The sequence below is a fragment of the Mesorhizobium sp. M0139 genome (genome assembly GCF_040322455.1).
In the GTDB taxonomy this organism is placed as follows: domain Bacteria; phylum Pseudomonadota; class Alphaproteobacteria; order Rhizobiales; family Rhizobiaceae; genus Mesorhizobium.
Map to the genome: position 1 here is coordinate 75,361 of NZ_JAMYTN010000017.1, position 17,254 is coordinate 92,614.

Annotated in this window: 17 protein-coding genes; 14 read left to right on the forward strand and 3 right to left on the reverse strand. The window is 60.0% G+C overall.

All coding sequences use genetic code 11. From position 1 onward, the window contains the following. Positions 1–23: 23 nt before the first annotated feature. Together NKJ58_RS25775 and NKJ58_RS25780 are read left to right on the forward strand one after the other, a co-directional pair. On the forward strand, positions 24–1,124 hold the full coding sequence (locus NKJ58_RS25775) for a glycosyltransferase family 9 protein (RefSeq protein WP_352520004.1): 1,101 nt from the start codon (positions 24–26) through the stop codon (positions 1,122–1,124). Between the two features lie 89 nt (positions 1,125–1,213). Continuing rightward, entirely contained in the window at positions 1,214–1,984 is a 771-nt protein-coding gene (locus tag NKJ58_RS25780; RefSeq protein WP_050588131.1) for a polysaccharide deacetylase family protein, read from the forward strand. Positions 1,985–2,149: 165 nt separating this feature from the next. On the opposite strand, the gene NKJ58_RS25785 is transcribed toward NKJ58_RS25780, so the two are convergent. Both NKJ58_RS25785 and NKJ58_RS25790 read right to left on the reverse strand, forming a co-directional pair. Then, a complete protein-coding gene (locus tag NKJ58_RS25785; RefSeq protein WP_023731365.1) occupies positions 2,150–2,539 on the reverse strand; it encodes a DUF427 domain-containing protein in 390 nt (129 codons plus the stop codon). Positions 2,540–2,698: 159 nt separating this feature from the next. Further along, the gene (locus tag NKJ58_RS25790; protein ID WP_023670697.1) at positions 2,699–3,058 is read right to left on the reverse strand and encodes a hypothetical protein; all 360 of its coding nucleotides are present in this window, start codon (positions 3,056–3,058) and stop codon (positions 2,699–2,701) included. 297 nt (positions 3,059–3,355) lie between these two features. On the opposite strand from NKJ58_RS25790, the gene NKJ58_RS25795 reads away from it, so the two are divergent. Together NKJ58_RS25795 and NKJ58_RS25800 are read left to right on the forward strand one after the other, a co-directional pair. Then, positions 3,356–4,984 carry a fatty-acid--CoA ligase gene (locus tag NKJ58_RS25795; RefSeq protein ID WP_023684604.1) on the forward strand — a complete coding sequence of 543 codons (1,629 nt, stop codon included), beginning with the start codon at positions 3,356–3,358 and terminating at the stop codon, positions 4,982–4,984. A gap of 122 nt (positions 4,985–5,106) precedes the next feature. Continuing rightward, on the forward strand, positions 5,107–5,889 hold the full coding sequence (locus NKJ58_RS25800) for a DUF1499 domain-containing protein (protein WP_023731363.1): 783 nt from the start codon (positions 5,107–5,109) through the stop codon (positions 5,887–5,889). Positions 5,890–5,891: 2 nt separating this feature from the next. Here NKJ58_RS25800 and NKJ58_RS25805 read toward each other — a convergent pair whose 3' ends face one another. After that, the gene (locus NKJ58_RS25805) at positions 5,892–6,800 is read right to left on the reverse strand and encodes an MBL fold metallo-hydrolase (protein ID WP_023742707.1); all 909 of its coding nucleotides are present in this window, start codon (positions 6,798–6,800) and stop codon (positions 5,892–5,894) included. 117 nt (positions 6,801–6,917) lie between these two features. Here NKJ58_RS25805 and NKJ58_RS25810 point away from each other — a divergent pair, with 117 nt between their 5' ends. The 10 genes from NKJ58_RS25810 to NKJ58_RS25855 all read left to right on the forward strand — a co-directional run bounded on the left by NKJ58_RS25810 (position 6,918) and on the right by NKJ58_RS25855 (position 17,253). Then, positions 6,918–7,511: a biotin transporter BioY gene (locus NKJ58_RS25810; protein ID WP_023705510.1), complete on the forward strand. Its 594-nt coding sequence runs from the start codon at positions 6,918–6,920 to the stop codon at positions 7,509–7,511. Positions 7,512–7,783: 272 nt separating this feature from the next. After that, positions 7,784–8,665, forward strand: coding sequence for a glucose-1-phosphate thymidylyltransferase RfbA (gene rfbA, locus NKJ58_RS25815; protein ID WP_023684600.1), 882 nt, complete (start codon positions 7,784–7,786; stop codon positions 8,663–8,665). A 1-nt stretch (position 8,666) separates the two neighbouring features. Then, positions 8,667–9,218, forward strand: coding sequence for a dTDP-4-dehydrorhamnose 3,5-epimerase (gene rfbC, locus NKJ58_RS25820; RefSeq protein WP_352854099.1), 552 nt, complete (start codon positions 8,667–8,669; stop codon positions 9,216–9,218). Positions 9,219–9,243: 25 nt separating this feature from the next. Then, a complete protein-coding gene (rfbB, locus tag NKJ58_RS25825; protein WP_023742706.1) occupies positions 9,244–10,338 on the forward strand; it encodes a dTDP-glucose 4,6-dehydratase in 1,095 nt (364 codons plus the stop codon). Further along, complete coding sequence (rfbD, locus tag NKJ58_RS25830; protein WP_352839000.1) at positions 10,335–11,276, forward strand: dTDP-4-dehydrorhamnose reductase; 942 nt, start codon at positions 10,335–10,337, stop codon at positions 11,274–11,276. Before rfbB ends, rfbD begins: the two co-directional genes overlap by 4 nt. After that, positions 11,273–12,271, forward strand: coding sequence for a class I SAM-dependent methyltransferase (locus tag NKJ58_RS25835; protein ID WP_023742704.1), 999 nt, complete (start codon positions 11,273–11,275; stop codon positions 12,269–12,271). The genes rfbD and NKJ58_RS25835 overlap by 4 nt, the downstream gene beginning before the upstream one ends. 76 nt (positions 12,272–12,347) lie before the next feature. Next, a complete protein-coding gene (locus NKJ58_RS25840; protein ID WP_352854102.1) occupies positions 12,348–13,445 on the forward strand; it encodes a rhamnan synthesis F family protein in 1,098 nt (365 codons plus the stop codon). Between the two features lie 214 nt (positions 13,446–13,659). After that, positions 13,660–14,652 carry a class I SAM-dependent methyltransferase gene (locus NKJ58_RS25845; protein ID WP_023742702.1) on the forward strand — a complete coding sequence of 331 codons (993 nt, stop codon included), beginning with the start codon at positions 13,660–13,662 and terminating at the stop codon, positions 14,650–14,652. Between the two features lie 82 nt (positions 14,653–14,734). Further along, complete coding sequence (locus tag NKJ58_RS25850; RefSeq protein WP_352854104.1) at positions 14,735–16,558, forward strand: hypothetical protein; 1,824 nt, start codon at positions 14,735–14,737, stop codon at positions 16,556–16,558. After that, positions 16,555–17,253, forward strand: a complete 699-nt coding sequence (locus tag NKJ58_RS25855; protein WP_023742700.1) for an O-methyltransferase — start codon at positions 16,555–16,557, stop codon at positions 17,251–17,253. The genes NKJ58_RS25850 and NKJ58_RS25855 overlap by 4 nt, the downstream gene beginning before the upstream one ends. Position 17,254 lies beyond the last annotated feature (1 nt).

Sequence of the window (17,254 nt, forward strand, 5' to 3'; positions counted from 1 at the left end):
ACCCGCCCGGTGCCGAGAAAAAGATGTTACAGATTTCGCCCAGACCCTTCCGCTCGATCCTGATTATCCAGACCAAGTTCATCGGCGACGTTGTTCTGTCCTCCACGCTCGCCAGGAACCTGCAGCTCGAATATCCCGGTGTCAGGATCGTCTTCCTCTGCGAGGCGCGCCTCGCCAGTTTCGTGACCGCCCACGGCATCGCCTCGGAAGTCGTGACCTTCCGCCGCGCCGCCATGCGCGGCACCCCGCTGGAGCGTGGACGCGAACTCTATTCGATGATCAGCCAGCTGCGCCAATTCCGTTTCGACCTGACCATCGACCTCACCGATTCAAAGACATCGCGGCTCATCGTCAGGTTCCTCAACGCCAGCACCCGCATCGGCTACAATCCTCCTGAAAGGCCGCTGCGCTGGCATGAGCGCCAGCCCGCCAATGTCTTTGCCGAGCCGTTCGGTTTTGGCGAACGTCACTATCTCTACCGCTACCTTTCGCCGCTCGAGCCGCTCGGCGTCGGTCTGCGCGTGCGGGTGCCGTCGATTCGGCCATTGCCGATGGAGACGGCGAGGGCCCAGGCATTGCTGGACAAACACCATCTGCGGCCAAATGGCTTTATCGCGGTGCATGCCGGCGCCAGTTTTCACGGCCGGCGCTGGCAGCATGAACGCTTTGCCGCCGTGATCGACACGATTTCGCGCGAAACCGGACTGGATTTCGTACTCGTCGGCGGCCCTGACGAGCGCAAGCCGGCCGAGCAGATCCTCGCCAGTGCCGCGTCGATCGTCAACCTCGTCGGCGCGCTGTCGCTGGAAACGCTGCTGGCGGTGTTGCAGCAGGCGCGGCTGTTTGTCGGCAATGAGAGCGGCCCCATGCACATGGCAGCAGCGGCCGGAACGCCGGTTGTCGGCCTGTTCGGCCTGACCAGCCCGGCCGTCTGGGGACCGGTCGGCGTGCCCAGCCTCGCCTTGCAGCCATCCATGCCGTGCAATTGCGTGGCGGGCAGCCTGTGCAATCCGCTCGATCCCAGCAAGGCCTGCTGCGTCTGGCGCCTCGAGGTCGAACCGGTCGTCGCGGCCGTGCGCGAAGTCCTGTCACGCACGCATGTGGAACTGGAACACGCCGTCTGACGGTGCGCGGCGGTCACATTGTCTGGATATCAGCTTTCTCACGGCCACTATCCCGATTTCCGCCTTGTTGCGGGTCCTGGGATGCGGCTATGACAGCGCCGATTCTCAGACAAGACAGGCATCCCTTGCAAAAGCTGTTTTGCGCCTTGGCGCTATCTATCGTGGCCGTGTCCTCGGCCCAGGCCGCGCCGCTTGTCGAGCCGGCACTGCATCTGAAGGCTGAGGACGGTAGCAGTGTCGGCCGCGTCGCGCTTACGCTCGACGCCTGCGGCGGGCAGACCGATACGAGGATCCTGTCGGCGCTGGTGGAGAACCGGATTCCGGCGACGATCTTCGTCACCGGTATCTGGCTGAAGCGCAACGCCGCCGCCGTCGAGATCATGCGCGCGCATCCGGACCTGTTCGAACTGGAAAACCATGGCGGCCATCACATCCCGGCCGTTGACACGCCGCGCAAGATCTACGGCATCCGCAGCGCCGGCAGCCCGGAAGCGGTGCAGGCCGAAGTCGAATCGGGCGCTGCCGCTCTCGCTGGCACCGGCGAGCCGGCGCCGAAATGGTTTCGCGGCGCGACCGCCGAATACAGCCCGTCGGCTATCGCCATGATCCGCAAGCTTGGCTTCAAGGTCGCCGGCTTTTCGATCAACGGCGATGGCGGCTCGTTGCTCGGCGCAACAGAAACTGCCCGGCGCATCGCCGCCGCCAAGGATGGCGATGTCATCATCGCCCACATCAACCAGCCGACCCACGCCGCCGGCGAGGGCGTCGTGCAAGGTCTGCTCGCGCTGAAGGCCAAGGGGCTGACGTTCGTGCGGCTGGATGACGCCGACGGTGTCGGCAACGACGGGACGACTGATTAGGATCAGGCGGCGGCAGGCAGTTTCATCGCCTTTGGACTGACGTCGCCGACGTTTGAGATTAGCCGAGGCCTCTGAGCTTCGTCATCCCAGGATGAAACAGGAGCGAAGCTCCGTCGCGAAGACCCTGGGATGACGAAGCGAGCAACGGCGGCTTGAGTCGCTTGCTCAGGCCGGTGCTGCTTCGATCGTCACCCTGTCAGGATAGAAGGCGCCGTGGTCGCGAATCTCAGCCATTTCGTCGAACGGCTGCTCATAGCCCCACATTGCGTCCTTGCCGGTCTCGCCGGCCGGCAGCACGCTCCAGTAGCTGGCGTCGCCCTTGTAGGGGCAGTGGGTCGACAGGGTGGTTTTGCCGAGCTGGGTGAAGTCGATGTCTTCGAAGGGGATGTAGAATGCCTGGCGGTAGGGCGGTTCGGACAGAAGCTTCGCCCGCGTCGATGAGGCGATCACCGTATCGCCGGCACGCACGACCACGGTACCCCGATAGGGTTCGACGGTGATGACCTTGCCGGGATTGCTCTGAAAGCCGGGGGCGGGGTTGGCGATCTGGTCCATGCGGGGTTCTCCTTGTTCGATTGGGAGCACAGTCCGATTGAGAGCGTGCGGGGTTGCTTCCCATGTCCCTAAAATGTGTCTGGAGAACTCGTTGCGCAAGCCTTCGCCAGTAGGCCAGAGCTGGCCTTCCGATCACTAAAAACGATCCCGCGTGGAATGCTAGGCTGCGGTCTTGAACACGTCCATTAGGCCGGCATAGGCCGCGGCAATACCGGCTACCGGGTTGGTGCTTCTTGACGTCGTCTCGACCTTCAGCGGGCCGCCGCCGGTCGGCAAGGTGAGCAGCAGGAACTGGCGATTGCCGCCGTCGCCGATCGATGCGGCGGCGACATGCTGGCCTTCGCCTTCGTTTTGGACGCACATTTTGAACAGCAGCGTGCCGCCGACCGCCTCAAGGGCGCCGCCGACCACCTCGACAAATTCGTCTTCGGAAACCTTTTTGGCCTCCGGCACGAGATCGGCCAGACTTGCGGCAAGCGTGTCTTCAAGCTCTTTGTCGTCGAGTTGAATATCGTCCAACTGCACGTCTTCGGCCCCGCTGTCAGCCAGCTGCCTGTCGTCGATCTGCCTGTCGTCGATCTGCTTGTCGTCGAGCTGCGTGTCCATGCGAACCTCTTTCAGTCGCCAATCCGCACCCCTACCCCGTTAACGAACCTTAACGTCGACGATGGCCGGATTGTGGCGGTTTTCCCCGCCTTTCGATCACTGCTTGCTTCAGCCGTTAACGGTTGGAGACGTCATGGCTGGACAATCCGTCCGTTCGTCCCACAATGGAACAAAAGACGGGAAAAACGAGGAAGCAATGGGAGGAACCAGATGCTCGGACTGATGCAGGAATGGCCGCTGCTCTGCCACAAGCTGATCGACAATGCCGAGCGGCAGCACGGGACGCGCGAGATCGTCTCGCGCTCGATCGAAGGTCCTGTCGTTCGCACCACCTATGCTGAAGTTCATCGCCGCGCGCTCAAGGTCGCTCAACGGTTGGAGCGCGATGGCTTTGTGCTCGGCGACCGCATCGCGACCCTGGCCTGGAACACGGCGCGCCACATAGAGGCCTGGTACGGCATCATGGGCATCGGCGCCATCTACCATACGCTCAACCCGCGTTTGTTCCCCGAGCAGATCGTCTGGATCATGAACAATGCGCAGGATAGAGGGATCTTCGTCGACCTGACCTTCATGCCGCTGCTGGAAAAGATCGCCGGCGCGGTCAAATCGCTGAAAAAGGTGATCGTCCTGACCGACAAGGCGCATCTGCCTGAAACGACGCTGCCGAATGTGGTTGCCTATGAGGACTGGTTGAACGAGGCCGATGGCGACTTCGCCTGGAAGGTTTTCGGCGAAAACACCGCAGCCGGCATGTGCTACACCTCCGGCACGACGGGCGATCCCAAAGGCGTGCTCTACAGCCACCGCTCGAATGTGCTGCATGCCATGATCGCCGCCATGCCCGACGCCATGGGCCTCTCCGCGCGGGACACGATCCTCCCCGTCGTGCCGATGTTTCATGCCAATGCCTGGGGCCTTGGCCAGAGCGCGCCGATGATCGGCGCCAAGCTGGTCATGCCCGGTTGCAAGATGGACGGCGCCTCGATCTACGAGCTGCTCGACACCGAGAAGGTGACCTTCAGCGCCGCCGTGCCGACCGTCTGGATGATGCTGCTGCAGCATCTGGAAGAGACCGGCAAGAAGCTTCCCTATCTCAGCAAAGTCGTCATCGGCGGCTCGTCCTGCCCGCGCGCCATCATCAGGAAATTCCAGGACAATTACGGTGTCGAAGTCATCCATGCCTGGGGCATGACCGAAATGTCGCCGCTCGGCACGCTGTGCACCATGAAGCCGCAGTATCAAGCGCTCGAGGGCGAGGACCGGCTCGATATCCAGGGCAAGCAGGGCTACCCGCCCTTCGGGGTCGAGATGAAGGTGACGGATGACGACGACAAGGAACTGCCTTGGGACGGCAAGACCTTCGGCCGGCTGAAGGTGCGCGGTCCAGCCGTCGCCAGCGCCTATTATGGCGGCGTCGGAGCCGAGCAGTTCGACAAGGACGGCTGGTTCGACACTGGCGATGTCGCCCATATCGATTCCGGCGGCTACATGCAGATCACCGATCGCGCCAAGGACGTCATCAAGTCGGGCGGCGAGTGGATATCGACCATCGACCTGGAGAACCTCGCCGTCGGCCATCCCGATGTCGCCGAGGCCGCGGCGATCGGCGTCCATCATTCGAAATGGGGCGAACGGCCCTTGCTGGTCGTGGTCGCCAAACCCGGCAAGGAGCCGAGCAAGGCGGACATACTGGCGTTCATGGACGGCAAGGTGGCGAAATGGTGGATGCCCGACGACGTCGCTTTCATCAGCGAAATCCCGCACACCGCCACCGGCAAGATCCAGAAGATCACCTTGCGCAAGCAGTTCAGCGACTACCGCCTGCCGACGGATTGACCGGGACCGTGCGTTTCCTTGACCTTCAAGCTACCGGCGGCAAAAACGTTAGGGCAGGGGATGTTCAATTTGAGCATCCTTTGCTCTAAGCGTCTGTGCGGGTTGGGGCGGTGCTGAAGACAATGGAAATTGACGAGCGGCAGACATCGAAGGCGGCCGGCTGGTCGCGGCGCACGGGCGCTTTTGCCCTGGTCCTGCTGCTCACCGTGCTGGCCGGCCATCATTTCGAACTGGTGGAAACGCCGGCCTTCCTGTGGGTGCTGGCGATCGTCGCCCTGCTTGCCGCATTCGCTTTGCTGTTTGCCGGCCTCGCTTTGTCCCGGCTGTGGCATTTCGGTGACCGTGGCGGCCGCGACCTCTCGGTCGGCGCCCTGCTGGCGCTGCTGGTGCTGACGCCCTACGGCTTTGCCACCTATTTGGCGGCGACCACGCCGCCCCTGAGGGACATTTCGACGGACCTCGACAATCCGCCGGTGCTCGACACCAGCGACCGCACCAAGGACATGAACGTGCTCGCGCCGCCAACGGCTGGCGAAGCGCGCCTGCAGGCCGACGCCTATCCGCTGGTCACCGGGCACAGCTACAATCTGCCGTTCGAAACCGTCGTCGACGCCGTTGAAACCGTGCTCGACCGCCGCGATTGGCAACTTACCGCGCCATATCCGGTGACGGACGGTCAAGACGAGGTGACGATATCGGCCGTTGCCCGGAGCTTCGTCGTGGGCCTGCCCGCCGACGTCGCCATCCGGGTCAGCAATGATGGCGACACCATCGTCGTCGACATGCGCTCGGCCTCCCGCTACGGCCGCTACGACCTCGGCGACAATGCGGCGCGCATCGTCGGGTTCCTCGCCGAACTTGATCAGGAAGTTGCGGGCCAGGTGGGTGCGGCGCCGGCTGAGTAGTTCTACCCCAGCGGCACAAAAACGCCGTCGATGGCCGGGTCACCCTGGGTAGCAACCAGGCCGCGCGCCACCAGGTCCTCGAGATGGGCAAGCACCGACAGGCCGGCGGCGCCATGCAGGCGCGGGTCGGTGTCCCTGTAGATCGCCTTGACCATGTCCGGGATTGTCCGGTCGCCGCCCCGGATCCGTTCGAGGATCGCCCGTTCGCGCATCTTGCGGTGAGTCTTCAGCCCGCGCATGAAGCTGCGCGGCGCATTCACCGGGCCGCCATGGCCGGGCAGCAGCAGGCGGTCGCCGCGCGCGATCAATTTATCCAGCGAGGCCATGTAGTCGGCCATCGCGCCGTCCGGCGGCGCCACGATCGACGTCGCCCACGCCATCACATGGTCGGCCGAAAACAGGATGCCGGTGCCTTCGAGCGCAAATGCCGCGTGATTGGCGGTGTGGCCCGGCGTCAGCACCGTCCGGATCGTCCAGCCATCGCCCTCGACCAGCGTATCGTCGGGCAAAGTGACATCCGGCACGAAACCGGTGTCGGCGCTGGCGTCGAGCGGATTGATCTCGGCGATCCGCAGCGGCCTTGCCGGGCGGTGCGGGCCTTCGGCCAGCACGGCGGCACCGGTGCGCGCTTTCAGCCGGGCGGCCAGCGGAGAATGGTCGCGATGCGTGTGACTGACGAAAATATGGCTCACCGGCCGGTTTGCGATCACCTTCAGCAACGTCTGGAAATGCGCTTCATCATCCGGACCCGGGTCGATCACCGCCAGTGTGTCGCGGCCGACAATGTAGCTGTTTGTGCCGTGAAAGGTGAATGGGCTGGGGTTTTTGGCGGTGACGCGCAAGACCTCGGGCGCGACGGTGACGCCCTGGCCATAGGCGGGATCGAAGCTGGTGTCGAATTTGAGCGCCATGGCGGTGTCGTTGAATCTCTGTTCAGGAAGACGGCAAAACTGATTGCCGCATAACACGGAAGCCAATATAGAAAAACGCAAGGCCGCGATCTGCGGCAATCCGGATTGGGGAAGACCATGGCACTTGCAACGACGATGCGCCCGCTTGTTTCTCTCGCTTTGCCCCAGGAGGGCGCGCAGCGCCTGGCAACCCAGCTTTTGCTGGCGATCGCCGGAACGCTGCTTTTGACCCTGTCGGCCAAGACGAAAGTCGTGCTCGGGCCGGTCGACATCTCGATGCAGACGCTGGCCGTCCTGCTGATCGCCACCGCGTTTGGCCTGCGGCTTGGCGTCGCTACCCTGCTTCTCTACATGGCCGAAGGCGCCATGGGCTTCCCGGTCTTCCAGAGCACGCCTGAAAAGGGCATCGGCATCGCCTACATGATCGGCGGCACCGGCGGTTATCTCGCCGGCTTCGTCGTCATGGCAGCCATTGTCGGCTGGGCCGCCGACCGCGGCTGGGACCGCCACCCGATCAAGCTGTTCAACGCCATGCTGGTCGCCGAAATCGTCATGATGGCCATGGGCTTTGCCTGGCTGGCCACCCTCATCGGCGTGGAAAAGGCGTGGCAGTTCGGCGTTTTGCCGTTCGTCCTCGGGGATTTGATCAAGGTTGCGCTCGCCGCCAGCCTGGTGCCGGCAGTATGGTCGCTGCTGCCCAAGCAGCCCTGAAACCGGACAAATGAATGAGCCGGCGGGCCCAGGGCCCGCCGGCTTTTTGTTGTCACGCGTCCGCCAGCCGATGGTGCAAGCCGGTTGCCAAATCGCCACGCCCATTTGCATCGTCAGCTTGTGCCTGGTCGGTCAAATTGCCGCGAGGCGGCAGATGCAGAGCAATTCTGGCGCCGATCCACGGCCGAGATTGAATTGACAAGCCATTGCGCGAAACCTAAGCACGGGCAACTTGATTTCGAGGCGGGGGCCGGTAATTCAAGGAGAGCTTGTTGAAGGGAATAATCCTTGCAGGAGGCAGCGGGACGCGTCTGTATCCCCTTACATTAGCGATCTCTAAGCAGATTCTGCCGATATACGACAAGCCGATGATTTTTTATCCGCTGAGCGTCTTGATGCTCGCCGGTATCCGCCAGATTTTGATCATTTCGACACCTCGCGACTTGCCGGTGTTTCGGGAGTTGCTGGGCGACGGTTCGGATTTCGGGGTCGAATTCTCCTATGCCGAGCAGGCGCAGCCCAACGGGCTTGCCGAGGCCTTCATCATCGGCCGCGACTTCATCGGCAAGGATAATGTGTCGATGATTCTCGGCGACAACATCTATTTCGGCGACGGCCTGTCGCAGCTCTGCCGCACTGCTGCGCAGCGCCAAAGCGGCGCGTCGGTGTTCGCCTACCATGTCGAGGACCCGCAGCGCTACGGCGTGGTGTCGTTCGACAAGCTCAGCGGCACGGCTTTGACGATTGAGGAGAAGCCGCGGGAGCCGAAGTCCAACTGGGCGGTCACCGGCCTCTATTTCTACGACAATGAGGTCGTCGACATCGCGTCGACGATCAAGCCCTCGGCGCGTGGCGAACTCGAGATCACGGCGGTCAACAACGTCTATCTCGAGCGCGGGAAATTGCACGTGCATCAGCTCGGCCGCGGCTATGCCTGGCTCGACACCGGCACGCATGACAGCCTGCATGAAGCCTCTTCCTTCGTGCGCACGATCGAGCACCGCCAGGGGATCAAGGTCGCCTGTCCTGAAGAAATCGCTTTCGAGCAGGGCTGGCTGACTGCCGACAAGGTGCTTGAGCGCGCGACGCGCCTGGGCAAGAACGAATACGCCGCCTATCTGCGCCGGCGTGTCACTGAGCTGACGGAGAACTAGAGTGGACTTCAGGCAGCTTGGTCTTGATGGCGTGCTCGAGATCGTGCCGAAGCGGCACGGCGATGCGCGCGGCTATTTCATCGAGACCTGGAATGCCGAGCGCTTTTTTGAAGCCGGCATCGACCTGCGTTTCGTCCAGGACAATCACTCCTATTCGGCGGCGGCAGGTGTCGTGCGGGGGCTCCACTATCAGCTTCCTCCACGCGCGCAGGACAAGTTGCTGCGTGTGATCAGAGGCAAGATTCTCGACGTGGCGGTCGACATTCGCCGCAGCTCGAAAACCTTCGGCAAATGGGTCGCGCTCGAAATATCGGCCGAGAAAGGCAACCAGCTCCTGGTGCCGAAGGGTTTCGCGCACGGCTTCGTCACGCTCGTGCCGGACACCGAGGTTGTGTATAAGGTCACCGACACCTATTCGCCGGCGCACGACCGATCGATCCGTTTCGACGACCCCGACATCGGCATCGATTGGCCATCGCCCACCGGCGGCTTCGAGCTCTCGGCCAAGGACCTCAAGGCGCCGCCGCTCGCCACGGCCGAGGTGTTCGCATGACGCGCGACGATGTGAGGAGAGCGCCATGAATTTTCTGGTGACAGGCGGTGCCGGCTTCATCGGCTCGGCGGTGTGCCGGCATTTGTGCGCCAATCCGGCCTACCATGTGACCAATCTCGACAAGCTTACCTATGCCGGCAATCTCGCCTCGCTGCGCACCATCGAGAATGCGCACAACTACAAATTTGCGCAGGCCGACATCTGTGACGAGCGGGCGGTTCTCGACATCCTCCACCGCGACGAGATCGACGTCGTCATGAACCTCGCCGCCGAAAGCCATGTCGACCGCTCGATCGACGGACCCGGCGCCTTCATCGAGACCAACATCGTCGGCACCTACCGGGTGCTGAATTCTGCGCTCGAATATTGGCGCGGCCTTGGCGAGGACAGAAAAGCCCGCTTCCGCTTCCATCATGTCTCGACCGATGAGGTGTTCGGCGATCTGCCCTTCGACGGCGGCATGTTCGTCGAGGAAACGCCCTACGCGCCGTCCTCGCCCTATTCCGCCTCGAAGGCGGCGTCCGACCATCTGGTGCGGGCCTGGCACGAGACGTACGGCCTGCCAGTCGTGCTCTCCAATTGCTCGAACAATTACGGGCCGTATCACTTTCCCGAAAAGCTGATCCCGCTGGTCATCCTCAACGCACTCGACGAAAAGCCGCTGCCGGTCTACGGCGCCGGCGCCAATGTGCGCGACTGGCTGTTCGTCGAGGACCATGCCCGTGCCCTGGAGCTGGTCGCCACCAAGGGCCAGCCGGGCGAGAGCTACAATGTCGGCGGCAATTCCGAACGCACCAATCTTGGCGTCGTCGAGACGATCTGCGACCTGCTCGACATCAGGCGTCCGCGCAGCGGCGGCAGGAGCTACCGCGATTTGATCAGCTTCGTCACCGATCGCCCCGGCCACGACCGCCGCTATGCCATCGATGCCTCCAAGATCGGCAGGGATCTCGGCTGGGCGCCGGCGGAGAGTTTCGACAGCGGCCTGGCAAGGACGGTCGACTGGTTCCTCGACAACAAGTGGTGGTGGGGACCGATCCGCGAGCAGTGCTATGCCGGCGAGCGGCTGGGGCACGTCCAGTCCCATGGCCAGGTTGAAGGCAGGAAGGGCGCGGCGTGAGGCTGGTTGTCACCGGACGCGACGGTCAGGTCGCCTCCAGCCTGCTGGAGGCCGGGCAGAGGCGCGATGGCATCGAGGTCGTCGCCGTCGGCCGGCCGGCACTCGACCTCACGCAGCCCGATACGGTGTTCGAATCGCTCGCGGCCGCGCGGCCGGATATCGTGGTGTCGGCCGCCGCCTACACTGCGGTCGACCGGGCCGAGGACGAGCCAGACCTTGCTTTCGCGGTGAACGCCGTCGGCGCCGGCAAGGTCGCCGAGGCGGCGGCCCGGCTCGGCGTGCCCGTCATCCATCTGTCGACCGACTACGTCTTCGACGGCACCAAGGACGGCGCCTATGTCGAGACCGACGCCACCGCGCCGCTCGGCGTTTACGGCGCTTCCAAGCTTGCCGGCGAACTGGCGGTGGCGGCTGCCAATCCGCGCCACCTGGTCCTGCGCACGGCCTGGGTCTACAGCCCGTTCGGCAAGAATTTCGTGAAAACCATGCTGCGGCTGGCCGGCGACCGCGACGAGATCGCTGTCGTCGCCGACCAATGGGGAAATCCGACGTCGGCGCTTGATATTGCCGACGCGATCCTGCATGCGGCGGCGACGTTGCGCGATGACTTTGACGGCTACGGCATCTATCATCTCGTCGGCACCGGCGAGACCAACTGGAGCGGCTTTGCCCGTCATATCCTGGAGACAAGCCGGGCGCTTGGTGGACCGCACGCGCGGATACGCGACATCGCGACCAGCGACTATCCGACCAAGGCAAAGCGCCCCGCCAATTCACGGCTGTCGACGGCGAAATTCGCTGATACGCTTGGGTGGACCGCGCCGGACTGGCGGCAATCGACGGAGACCGTGGTGCGCCGGCTGATGCAAAACCTTGTTGATGATTATCCTCCTCTTGTTGAGACCATGCGCTTGTCTGGCATCGTGAAGCAGCGATGATCCCCTTCACCTCGACGACATTCCGGTTCCCTGACCAGGTAGCTCCGTCTGCCTGGATCGAGCATGTTCCATTCATGTTCTGGCTGTTTGATGCGCTACGGCCAAATCGGTTTGTCGAGCTTGGCACGCACACCGGAGTCTCTTATTGCGCAGCCTGTCAGGCGATCGAACTGTTGAGCCTCCCTTGCACCGGCTGTGCAATCGACACCTGGAAGGGTGACGAGCATGCCGGCTTCTACGACGAAGCGGTGTACTCCGATCTGGCCGCCTACCACGCACCAAGATATGCTGACTTCTCGCGCCTCATGCGGTCAACTTTCGACGATGCCGTCGACGATTTCGAGGACGGTAGCATCGACCTGCTGCACATCGACGGCCTGCACAGCTACGACGCTGTCCGACATGACTTCGAGAGTTGGCAGCCGAAACTAACGCAAAACGCCATTGTGCTCTTTCACGATACGAATGTGCGCGAGCGCGATTTCGGCGTCTTTCGCCTGTGGGGCGAGGTCTCGTCGGGTCGGCCGCATTTTGAGTTCCTGCATGGATATGGCCTGGGCGTTTTGGGGATTGGCAAGAAATATCCAAAGGCAGTTGCAGCGCTTTTCGCCGCCGGCAAACAGGATAGCGAGCGGCAGGCCGTGCGAGACACCTTCGCTCATCTTGGCCAGGCGGTTGCCCAGCGCGGAACTGCCGTCCAGGCGGCAAGGCAGGTGGAAGCGGAGTTTGCGCTGAGCCGCAAGGAGTGGCAGCGACAGATTGAACAGCGCGACGCGGAGTTTGCGCTGAACCAAGAGAATTGGGTGCAACAGCTCGAAAGGCGCGACAACGAGATTGCACGAGCACAAGAGGCCACTAGCGCGATCGAGGAAAGGCTAAGGCGAAGCGAATTCGCCGTTCGAGAATTGCGGGACTCAACAAGCTGGCGGGTGACCGGACCAATGCGAGCGCTTTCAGCACATATAAATTGGCTGTTGCGGAGCGTGCGTAGTTGACGACTAGCGATTGGACCTAAGAGCCACCGGTGATCAAGAATGGCATGGAATATTATTGTGAATGGGAAGTAGAAACGTGGCGAAAAAGTCTATTGGTAAGTTGATCGCAACTCCGCTCAAGTATTGTGCTCGTGCTGTCTTTCACTACCCAAAGGTGGTTTCCGCGTTACTGCGCCGCTTTTCGGGGAAGAATAGCTTTATTACGGAGAGCATTGAAGGCAGTCGTATATTCGAGAATGGGAGATTTGCTATCTTTCTGATATGGCAGCCACATAGTCTTCCATGGTACGTCCAGAATGCTCTCGATGCGTTTGCGGAAGCAGAAATAAATGTCATCGTGGTTGCAAATCATGCCCTCAACGAATCGATGAAGGCAGCGCTTTCTTCGCAAAGTCGTTGGATACTCTCGCGAGATAATACGGGATTCGACATTGGCGGTTTCCAGGACGCAACACATTTCGTGCGCGAGAACTTTGAGATTGATCGTCTGATCTATCTCAACGACAGCATCTATCTTTTCAGGGAAGGTCTGACGGAGATGATGCAGCGGCTCTCAACCTCGAAAGCTGACATATGCGCCGCATTCGAGAATTGGGAGATTTTCTACCATATCCAATCGTTCTGCTTCTCGATGTCGCGCCGCGTGCTGGACTCCTCCGCAACAATAAAGTTCTGGAAAAATTACCTGCCTGTTAATTCGAGAAAATGGGCTATAGATGCAGGTGAAATTGGGTTGTCAAGAGCAATTATACCGGGTTCAAATGAAATAGATTTGATTTATTCACCAAATGATATCAAACCGCACCTAAAGGATCTTACGTCAAGCGAATTGGTTGCGATGAACACCAGTATTCCGGTCGCGCTTCGCTTCAAGAAGAAGGAAGTCAAAGGCTCTCGGCGAATTGAGATACAAGGTGAGATACTGAATCGAATATCGGGACGCTCCCAAATTCACACGGGCGGGTTTCTATATCGGAAGTTTCTGAGATGCCCGATTCTCAAGCGAGATCTCGTGTATCGCTTGCAGTATTCAATCTATGATGTTGAGGCCTGTCTCCAAGAGCTCGGTCATGAAGGCCACATTGATGAAATTCTGTCGGATATGAGGCGGAAGGGCATTGGAACTCAAATGGGGTTCTTGAAGAGGATCCAGTTCAGCGATGGAATCATATGACGAATCGGGCATTTCGAAGACTGGCGCGGCTGCCGTCGACGGCCACGCTTCGCAACCCCCGCGAAGTTGGTAGCTCCTTTCAAGGGTAGAGGCGGTACACTCGCCTGTTTCAGAGGATGTGCGTGCTGCATATCGATCGGAGGCAGAGAAATGCTGGCTTTGGTTGGTCAACACATTTGGCTAGCATCGGCCATTCCTGGCACCGGGAGGATACATGGACAGGACAGAATTGCTACTTTCACTATTCGATTCGAGCGGCTTTGGCCTTGAGGTCGGTCCAAGCTACAACCCGCTTTTACCAAAGACCGGTGGCTTCAACGTCGAAACGATCGACCATGCAGATGCTGCGACCTTGCGTGAGAAATATAGCAACAATGCATCAAAGATCGAAGAGGTCGACTACGTTTCGGACGGACGCAGCTTGCTTGAGGTCATTGGCAAAAAGGAACGGTACGATTTCATTTTCGCTTCGCATGTCATCGAGCACGTGACCGATATCGTTCGGTTTATCCAGGACTGTGAAACCCTTCTGAAACCCGATGGCCGGCTGGTTCTGGCCGTGCCGGACAAACGCTATTGCTTTGATGCATTGCGCCCTCTGTCCACTGTTGGACAGGCGCTGCAGGCGTACACAGAGCAACGCAAACGGCACGCGCCCGGAATCATATTCGACCAAGCCTCGTACACTTGCACCAAGGCGAAACAGATCGTCTGGATCGAGCCGACCTTTGATGACGTCGATTTGGTGCGAGGCGGCGAAGAAGCCAGGACACTGTTCGAAAGCGCACAGGCCAGCGACGACTATCTCGACGCGCACGGATGGCAGTTCACGCCGACGTCGTTCCGGTATCTGATCAAGAAACTTCGCTCACTCGGATACATCAAATCGGGCGAACTGGCCTTTCACAAGCATGAATCCCCCCGCCCAAGTATGCACGAATTCTACATAAGCCTCTCGAAGGCCGCTCCAGCGCTGCAGAAACCCGACATCGATCTGCTCAAGGAGACAGAGCGCGAATTGCGTGAAATGCGCATAAGCCGAGACGATAAGTACGACTTCGACGCCGCAAAACAACTCGATGCTGCCAAGCAGCAGATTCAGTACCTCACAGCAAGGAACGATGCCCTGCTGCAGTCGACATCGTGGAAAGTAACTGCCCCGCTACGATATATTCGATCGGCGTTCCTGCACCTCAGCATGGGGTGAATATCGATGCGTTTCGGCCGCGCCGGCTTGTAGGGCTTCGCATCGGGCCTATCTGTTGCTCCGCCGGCCAGGCGTCGACTTCGTGGTTGCGCAACTCAGCGTGTTGTGCGAGGTGCCAACTACCACAAGGCAATGCAGTAATCTCAGGATCAACGGTATTGAATTGATGTCGACCGACGTTCGTACAGGTTCTATCAGCCGCTCAGTTCCCGTTTTCCTGGTTGCTTCCTTTGGGCCGATCGCGCTCTTCCTGGTTGCGCTCATCCTGACAGTGCAGGCGAGAGGGGTTCCTGACAATGACTATTGGGACATTTTCTCCCCGATGATCAGATCGCTGGACGGGCTCCCAGCGGCATCGGACCTCTATGCAAAATCGAACGAGCATATCGTTGCTGGCGCAAAGCTCTTCTATCTCCTGAATTTCCATCTCTCCAGCGGGGACAATTTCGGCCTCTCAGCCATTACCGCCGTCTTCTCGCTTCTCATCGCTGTCGCTCTTTCGTATGCACTCTCACTCTCTACGAAATCCAAGTGTGAAACATTTGTCATCGGGATAGCCGTATCGCTTTTCGTCTTCAGTCCACTCGCTGCACACAACTTCTTTCTTGGTATGAGCGGAGTAGCCTGGATTGGCGCGAATCTCTTCACGGTCCTGGCTGCATTGACTTTTTGGCAATCAGCCGAGCACGATAATCCATATGGCTATGTCGTTGCGATAGCATTGGCAGCCATTGCTGCCCAATTCTACAGCACGGGCCTCACTGCATTGTGCGCGATCGGCATCCAAGGATTCTGCTCAGACAAAACGAGGCGGCTTGGTATTGCGATTTTCGTGATAGGCGTAGCCTACGTGATTATGATCGCGCTGCTTCAGCACGTCCCCGCGCAACACGGTTCACGCAATTTCAATCCAGTACAGATCGTCCTGTTCTGCCTTACGTTCATCGGTGGTGGCATCGTAACTTCCGAATCCGCGGCAATTCCGCTTGGCGCAATCGCAATTTTGGCAGCCTTCCTGATTGCGGGATTTCGCATTCTGCGGCCTGACGAGAGCAGCATTCGATCAGCCTTTTGGGTTGCGATTATGGCATATGCGGCCATGACGAGTGGGCTGGCGGCAATTGGTAGATCAAATTTGTGGGGAGACGCGGCAGCCCTGGCGAGCAGATATGCGACCATTCCAGAACTTTTCTGGGTAGGATTGTTTGGAGCAGGCTTTTGCCTCTTTCGGCATACTGCTTTTGGTCGTCGTTTCTCGATCGCGATATTTGCTACCGCAGCCGCAATAGTTCTGGTGAATGGCACGCCGCGGGTGGCGGAGGCTCTTGCAAGGGCTGAAGGAAAAGATATCGCAACGTTGGCGTTGTCTCTCGGTGTCAGAGACCCTGACCTCATGCAGTACGTTACACCAGTGCCGGATCAGTACTATGCGCTTGAGGACTATCTGAAGAAGTTCAATCATGTCCCATTCGACGGAAGAGATTTTGGCTGTCCCTCGCTGGGAACGCAGATGACTATCTCCAGCCAGCCGGGCAATATAACGGGCTTTGTAGATGCCGTGTCCAAAACACAAGATCCGCAGTGGGCACGCGTCTCAGGTTGGGTCGCAGACAAGTCGGACAAACGGCCTCCACTACTGGGTAGCGATCTCCTTTCCACCTACCGCTGTATTGCTTTCCTTGATGGCAAGGGAACGGTTGTAGGGTTGGGATTGGGAGGATTGCACCGGCCGGACGTGGCAAAGGCCCTTGGTGGACGGCCACGTGACGACTACGGCTGGAGCGGATACATCGATCTCCAACTTCTCTCTGGCCCGCCCGCCCTTCGATCGATATATGCAGGTTTAGTCACGCCGTCTGGATGGGCAAAATTGCAAACACCAATTGAAGTCGGAATTCAGTTTTGAAAAACGCCTACGTAAGCGCTGTAAGATTCGCGAGGAAGATTGCTGACCGCTGTGGGTTACTTGCAAGCCTGGAACGATCGAACAACCGCTCGGCCCTCTGGATTAGAAGTCTATTTGGTATCTACGACAGCACCGACCTGGTTCGACTTGATGTGCCATGGTGGACGTTCTCGGCGATTGATGCCGTGGAAATTTTCCTGGCTTCGCGTAACCGCAGAGCCCGGGTTTATGAGTTTGGTGCCGGCGCTAGTACCATTTGGTTGGCGAAACGAAGCGGCTCAGTCGTTTCTGTCGAGCATGACGCCACGTTCGCACAATCCATGGGCAGCATGTTTGGTGTCTATCCGAACATCACCGTGCGGGTTGTGGAGCCAACAGCTGCTGCCAATTCGACTAAGGCCCGGTCCAATCGAAAGGGTTATACGGAAAGCTCGTTCGATCACTATGTATCATCGATTGATCAAGTCGAAGGCACATTCGATCTTATCGTGATCGACGGTCGAGCTAGGGTCTCATGTCTGGCGAAGTCGGTCGGCCGCCTATCACCTCGTGGCATGATTCTGTTCGACAATAGCAACAGGCTCGAATATCGCGAGGCCATCAACTCCTGCGGCCTGCAGGAACGGGTGATGCGCGGATTGGCGCCGGCATTGCCATTCCCCAGCCAGACCTCCCTTCTGACATTGAGGGCCTGAC

Bases quoted from the DNA above. Each gene is read 5' to 3' on its own strand.
- NKJ58_RS25785 (WP_023731365.1), bottom strand. From the start codon at position 2,539: ATGGACCAGATCGCCAACCCCGCCCCCGGCTTTCAGAGCAATCCCGGC.
- NKJ58_RS25795 (WP_023684604.1), top strand. From the start codon at position 3,356: ATGCTCGGACTGATGCAGGAATGGCCGCTGCTCTGCCACAAGCTGATC.
- NKJ58_RS25845 (WP_023742702.1), top strand. From the start codon at position 13,660: ATGGACAGGACAGAATTGCTACTTTCACTATTCGATTCGAGCGGCTTT.
- NKJ58_RS25805 (WP_023742707.1), bottom strand. From the start codon at position 6,800: ATGGCGCTCAAATTCGACACCAGCTTCGATCCCGCCTATGGCCAGGGC.
- NKJ58_RS25775 (WP_352520004.1), top strand. From the start codon at position 24: ATGTTACAGATTTCGCCCAGACCCTTCCGCTCGATCCTGATTATCCAG.
- NKJ58_RS25810 (WP_023705510.1), top strand. From the start codon at position 6,918: ATGGCACTTGCAACGACGATGCGCCCGCTTGTTTCTCTCGCTTTGCCC.
- NKJ58_RS25800 (WP_023731363.1), top strand. From the start codon at position 5,107: ATGGAAATTGACGAGCGGCAGACATCGAAGGCGGCCGGCTGGTCGCGG.
- NKJ58_RS25835 (WP_023742704.1), top strand. From the start codon at position 11,273: ATGATCCCCTTCACCTCGACGACATTCCGGTTCCCTGACCAGGTAGCT.
- rfbB (WP_023742706.1), top strand. From the start codon at position 9,244: ATGAATTTTCTGGTGACAGGCGGTGCCGGCTTCATCGGCTCGGCGGTG.
- NKJ58_RS25780 (WP_050588131.1), top strand. From the start codon at position 1,214: ATGACAGCGCCGATTCTCAGACAAGACAGGCATCCCTTGCAAAAGCTG.